Below are 5,301 nucleotides of genomic sequence, written 5' to 3' on the forward strand. Positions count from 1 at the left end.
ATATGTCGGGTTTTTGGGGGCGGTGGGGCGAATCCCGCTTGGGGCGGCTGACCACCTGTGGGGGGTATGGGCTCATGCCTAACACCCCGTTCGAGCGGACGGGCCCGCGCCAGTGGCAGGCCCGTCCGCCCCGCGATACCGGGCCGGGTCAGGCGTCGGTGAAGACCTCGCCCTTCTCCGCCTTCTCCACGAGCAGCGCCGGCGGCTCGAAGCGCTCGCCGTACGCCGCCGCGAGCTCGCGCGCCCTGGTGACGAAGCCGGGCAGTCCGCCGTCGTAGCCGTTGATGTACTGAAGCACGCCACCCGTCCAGGCGGGGAAGCCGATGCCCATGATGGAGCCGATGTTGGCGTCGGCGACCGAGGTCAGCACGCCCTCCTCCAGGCAACGGACCGTGTCCAGGGCCTCGGAGAAGAGCATCCGCTCCTTCATGTCCTCGAAGGGGACCGAGGCGTCCGCGCGGGTGAAGTGCTCGCGCAGGCCCGGCCAGAGCGCGGCGCGCTTGCCGTCCTCGCCGTACTCGTAGAAGCCCGCGCCGCCGCTGCGGCCGGTGCGGCCGAACTCGTCGACCATCCGGTCGATGACCGCGTCCGCCGGGTGCCCCTTCCAGGTGCCGCCCGCCTCCTCCACGGCCCGCTTCGTCTCGTCCCGGATCTTGCGCGGGAGGGTGAGAGTGAGCTCGTCCATCAGGGAGAGCACCTTCGCCGGGTAGCCGGCCTGGGCCGCGGCCTGCTCGACCGACGCGGGCTCGACGCCCTCGCCCACCATCGCCACGCCCTCGTTGATGAACTGGCCGATGACCCGCGAGGTGAAGAAGCCGCGCGAGTCGTTGACGACGATCGGCGTCTTGTTGATCTGGCGGACCAGGTCGAAGGCACGGGCCAGCGCCTCGTCACCGGAACGCTCGCCCTTGATGATCTCGACGAGCGGCATCTTGTCGACGGGCGAGAAGAAGTGGAGTCCGATGAAGTCGACGGGCCGGTCGACGCCCTCCGCGAGCAGCGTGATCGGCAGGGTCGAGGTGTTGGAGCAGAGCAGCGCGTCCGGCTCGACGATGTCCTGGATCTCCTGGAACACCTTGTGCTTGAGCGCCGGGTCCTCGAAGACCGCCTCGATGACGGCGTCGCAGCCCGCGAGGTCGGCCGGGTCCGCGGTCGGGGTGATCCGGGCGAGCAGCTCCGCGCGCTTGGCCTCGGTCGTACGGCCGCGGCTGAGCGCCTTGTCCAGCAGCTTCTCCGAGTACGCCTTGCCCCGCTCGGCCGCGTCGGCGTTGACGTCCTTGAGGACGACCTCGATCCCGGCCTTCGCGCAGGAGTAGGCGATACCCGCGCCCATCATTCCGGCGCCGAGCACGGCGACCTTGCGGACCGGGCGCGGTTCGATGCCCTTGGGACGGTTCGCACCGGAGTTGACCGCCTGGAGATCGAAGAAGAACGCCTGGATCATGTTCTTCGCGGTCTGCCCGGTCAGCAGCTCGGTGAAGTACCGCGCCTCGATCGTCTGCGCGGTCTCGAAGTCGACCTGCGAGCCCTCGACGGCGGCCGCGAGGATGTTGCGCGGCGCGGGGTAGGGGGCGCCGTTCAGCTGCTTCTTCAGGTTGGCCGGGAACGCGGGCAGGTTCGCGGCGAACTTCGGATTCGACGGCGTACCGCCGGGGATCTTGTAGCCCTTGACGTCCCAGGGCTGCTGCGACTCGGGGTTCGCCTCGATGAAGGCACGCGCCTGGGCGAGCATCTCCTCGTTCGTCGCGGCCACTTCGTGGATCAGGCCGTTCTCCAGCGCCCGCTGCGGGGAGTACTGGGTGCCCTGGAGGAGCACCTTGAGCAGCGCGTCGGCGATACCCATGAGCCGTACGGTACGGGTCACACCGCCGCCGGCCGGAAGGAGACCCAGCGTCACCTCGGGCAGACCGATCTTGGAGCCGGGCGCGTCGAGCGCGATGCGGTGGTGGCAGGCGAGGGCGATCTCGTAACCGCCGCCCAGCGCCGCGCCGTTGATGGCCGCGACGACCGGCTTGCCGAGGGTCTCGATACGGCGCAGGGCGTGCTTGATACCCATGCCCATGTCGAAGGCCTGCTGGGCGTTCTCCGGGCCGACCTTGATCATGTCCTTGAGGTCGCCGCCCGCGAAGAACGTCTTCTTGGCGGAGGTGAAGATGATGCCGCGGATGCTGTCCTTCTCGGCCTCGGCGCGGTCGGCGATCGCCGCGATGGAGTCCCTGAAGGCCTGGTTCATGGTGTTGGCGGACTGGTTGGGGTCGTCGAGGACGAGGGTGACGATCCCGGTCTCGTCCTGCTCCCAGCGGATGGTGGAACTCGCCGGCATTGCTGTCATTGCTGCTTCTCCGTAAAGGAAGGGGAGGGGAGGGACGGGACGGTCAGAGACGCTCGACGATCGTGGCGATGCCCATGCCACCGCCGACGCAGAGCGTGGCGAGGCCGTAGCGCTTGTCCTGGCGCTCCAGTTCGTCGACGAGCGTGCCGAGGATCATCGCGCCGGTGGCGCCGAGGGGGTGGCCCAGGGCGATGGCCCCGCCGTTCACATTGACCTTGTCCAGGGAGAGTCCCATGTCCCGTACGAAGCGCAGCACGACCGCCGCGAACGCCTCGTTGATCTCGACCAGATCGATGTCGTCGATGGTCAGTCCGGCCTTGGCGAGCGCCTTGCGGGTGGCGGGCGCGGGTCCGGTGAGCATGATGGTGGGCTCGGAGCCGGAGACCGCCGCGGAGACGATCCGGGCGCGGGGCGTGAGTCCGTAGCGCTCGCCGACCGCCTTGGAGCCGATGGCCACGAGCGAGGCACCGTCCACGATGCCCGACGAGTTGCCCGCGTGGTGGACGTGGTCGATCTTCTCCACCCAGTGGTACGTCTGCAGCGCGACGGCGTCGAAGCCGCCCATGTCGCCGATGCCCGCGAACGACGGCTTGAGGGAGGCCAGCGAGTCCGCCGTGGTGCCGGGACGCATGTGCTCGTCGTGGTCCAGGACCGTGAGTCCGTTACGGTCCTTCACCGGGACGACGGAACGGTCGAAGCGGCCGTCCTTCCAGGCCGCGGCGGCACGCTCCTGCGAGAGCGCGGCGTACTCGTCGACGTCGCGCCGCGAGAAGCCCTCGATGGTGGCGATCAGATCGGCGCCGATGCCCTGCGGCGCGAAGTTGGTGTCGAAGTTGGTCATCGGGTCGGCGAACCATGCGCCGCCGTCGGACGCCATCGGAACCCGCGACATCGACTCGACACCGCCCGCGAGCACCAGGTCCTCCCAGCCGGAGCGGACCTTCATCGCCGCCATGTTGACAGCCTCCAGACCCGAGGCACAGAAGCGGTTCTCCTGGACGCCCGCGACGGTGTCGGGGAGTCCGGACGCGATGGCGGCGATCCGGGCGATGTCGGAGCCCTGGTCGCCGACCGGGCCGACGACGCCGAGCACGATGTCGTCGATCGCGGCCGGGTCCAGGCCCGGGAAGCGGGAGCGGATCTCGTGGATCAGGCCGACGACCAGGTCGATCGGCTTGGTGCCGTGCAGGGCCCCGTTGGCCTTGCCGCGGCCGCGCGGGGTGCGGATCGCGTCGTACACAAACGCTTCGGTACTCACAACAGAGCCTTTCGCATCACGAATGAGGGGTGCGCAGTCGAGGGGTGAGGGTCAGGGGCCCTGGAAGGGGCGGGAGAGCAAGGGCCGGGAGGGCAGGGGCCGGAAGAGCAAGGGTCAGGAGAGCAACGAGCGGCCGATGATCTCCTTCATGATCTCGGTGGTGCCGCCGTAAATCGTCTGGATACGACCGTCGGTGAAGGCCTTGGCGACCCGGTACTCGGTCATGTAGCCGTAGCCGCCGTGCAGCTGGAGGCACCGGTCCGCGACGCGCTTCTGCAGCTCCGTCGCCCACCACTTCGCCATCGAGGCGTGCACTGCGTCGAGCTCCCCGTTCGAGTGGTCGACGATGCAGCGGTCGAGGAACGTACGCGTGACGGCGCACTCGGTGGCCATCTCGGCTATTTCGAAACGGACGTGCTGGAGCTTCGAGAGCGGGCGTCCGAAGGCCTCGCGCTCCTTCACGTACTGGGTGGTGATCTCCAGCAGATACTCCGCGGCGGCGATCCCGGCCACCGCGATGTTGAGCCGTTCCTGGGCGAGATTGGTCATCAGATGGACGAACGCGCCGTTCAGATTCCCCAGGAGGTTTTCCTTCGGGACCCGCACGTCGGTGAAGAACAGCTCTGCGGTGTCCTGGGACTTCTGACCGATCTTGTCCAGATTGCGGCCGCGCTCGAAGCCCTCCATGCCGCGCTCGACGACCAGCAGCGACAGGCCCTTCGCCCCGCCCTCCGGGGTCGTCTTCGCGACGACGATCACCAGATCGGCGAGGATCCCGTTGGAGATGAACGTCTTGGAGCCGTTCAGCAGCCAGTGGTCGCCGCGGTCCTCCGCGGTGGTGCGGATGCCCTGGAGGTCGGAGCCGGCGCCCGGCTCGGTCATCGCGATGGCCGTGATGATCTCTCCGCTGCAGAAGCCCGGCAGCCACCGCTGCCTCTGCTGCTCGTCGGCGAGCGATGTGAGATACGGGCCGATGATGTCGTTGTGCAGTCCGATCGCGAGCCCGGGGGCGCCCGCGCGGGCGAACTCCTCGGCGAGCACCGCGCTGTAGCGGAAGTCGGTGTTTCCCCCGCCGCCGTACTCCTCGGGGACCGCGAGACCGAGCAGTCCCTGCCTGCCCGCCGCGAGCCAGGCCCCGCGCGAGACGATGCCGTCCTTCTCCCACTGCTCGTAGTACGGCAGTACCTCCTTGGCGAGGAAGGTGCGGACGGTCTCGCGGAACGCGTCGTGCTCGGTGGTGAAGATCTGCCGTTTCATCTTCCGGTCTCCCTACAGCCAGCCCTTGACGGTTTCGATCAACTTGGCCGGCTCGGCGCCGACGGGAATGACGTTGAGCATGGTGACGCCGGCTTCGCGGAAGGCCTCGACACGCTCACGGACGTAGCTCTCCGGGCCGCAGAGCGACATGAGCTCACAGAACTCGTCGGGGACGGCCGCCTCGGCCTCCTTCTTCCGCCCGGAGAGATACAGCTCCTGGATCTTCTTCGCCTCTTCCTCGTAGCCGTAGGCGACGGCGAGGTCGTTGTAGAAGTTCTTCCCGGGTGCGCCCATGCCGCCGACGTAGAGGGCGGTGTACGGGCGGAACATGTCGGCCAGCGCGGCCACGTCGTCGCCGACCGCGAGCGGCAGGGTGGGGCACACGTCGAAGCCGTCCATCGTCTTCCCGGCCTTCTCCCGGCCCGCGCGGACGTGGCGCAGCGCGGTGTCCTCG

The 5,301-nt window shown here is 68.7% G+C and carries 4 protein-coding genes; all 4 read right to left on the bottom strand.

The window, feature by feature from the left end:
• Positions 1 to 148: 148 nt before the first annotated feature.
• Positions 149 to 2,323: a 3-hydroxyacyl-CoA dehydrogenase NAD-binding domain-containing protein gene (locus tag ACWGI8_RS38630; RefSeq protein ID WP_453668116.1), complete on the bottom strand. Its 2,175-nt coding sequence runs from the start codon at positions 2,321 to 2,323 to the stop codon at positions 149 to 151.
• A 52-nt stretch (positions 2,324 to 2,375) separates the two neighbouring features.
• Positions 2,376 to 3,590, bottom strand: a complete 1,215-nt coding sequence (locus ACWGI8_RS38635; protein ID WP_453668113.1) for an acetyl-CoA C-acetyltransferase — start codon at positions 3,588 to 3,590, stop codon at positions 2,376 to 2,378.
• A gap of 114 nt (positions 3,591 to 3,704) precedes the next feature.
• The gene (locus ACWGI8_RS38640; RefSeq protein ID WP_453668114.1) at positions 3,705 to 4,847 is read right to left on the bottom strand and encodes an acyl-CoA dehydrogenase family protein; all 1,143 of its coding nucleotides are present in this window, start codon (positions 4,845 to 4,847) and stop codon (positions 3,705 to 3,707) included.
• 12 nt (positions 4,848 to 4,859) lie between these two features.
• On the bottom strand, positions 4,860 to 5,301 hold a 442-nt coding region (locus tag ACWGI8_RS38645), incomplete at its 5' end, for an LLM class flavin-dependent oxidoreductase (protein ID WP_453668115.1).

It is taken from the genome of Streptomyces sp. NPDC054841 (assembly GCF_053611045.1).

Coding starts and splice junctions, on each gene's coding strand:
- ACWGI8_RS38630 (WP_453668116.1), bottom strand. CDS start 2,323: ATGCCGGCGAGTTCCACCATCCGCTGGGAGCAGGACGAGACCGGGATC.
- ACWGI8_RS38640 (WP_453668114.1), bottom strand. CDS start 4,847: ATGAAACGGCAGATCTTCACCACCGAGCACGACGCGTTCCGCGAGACC.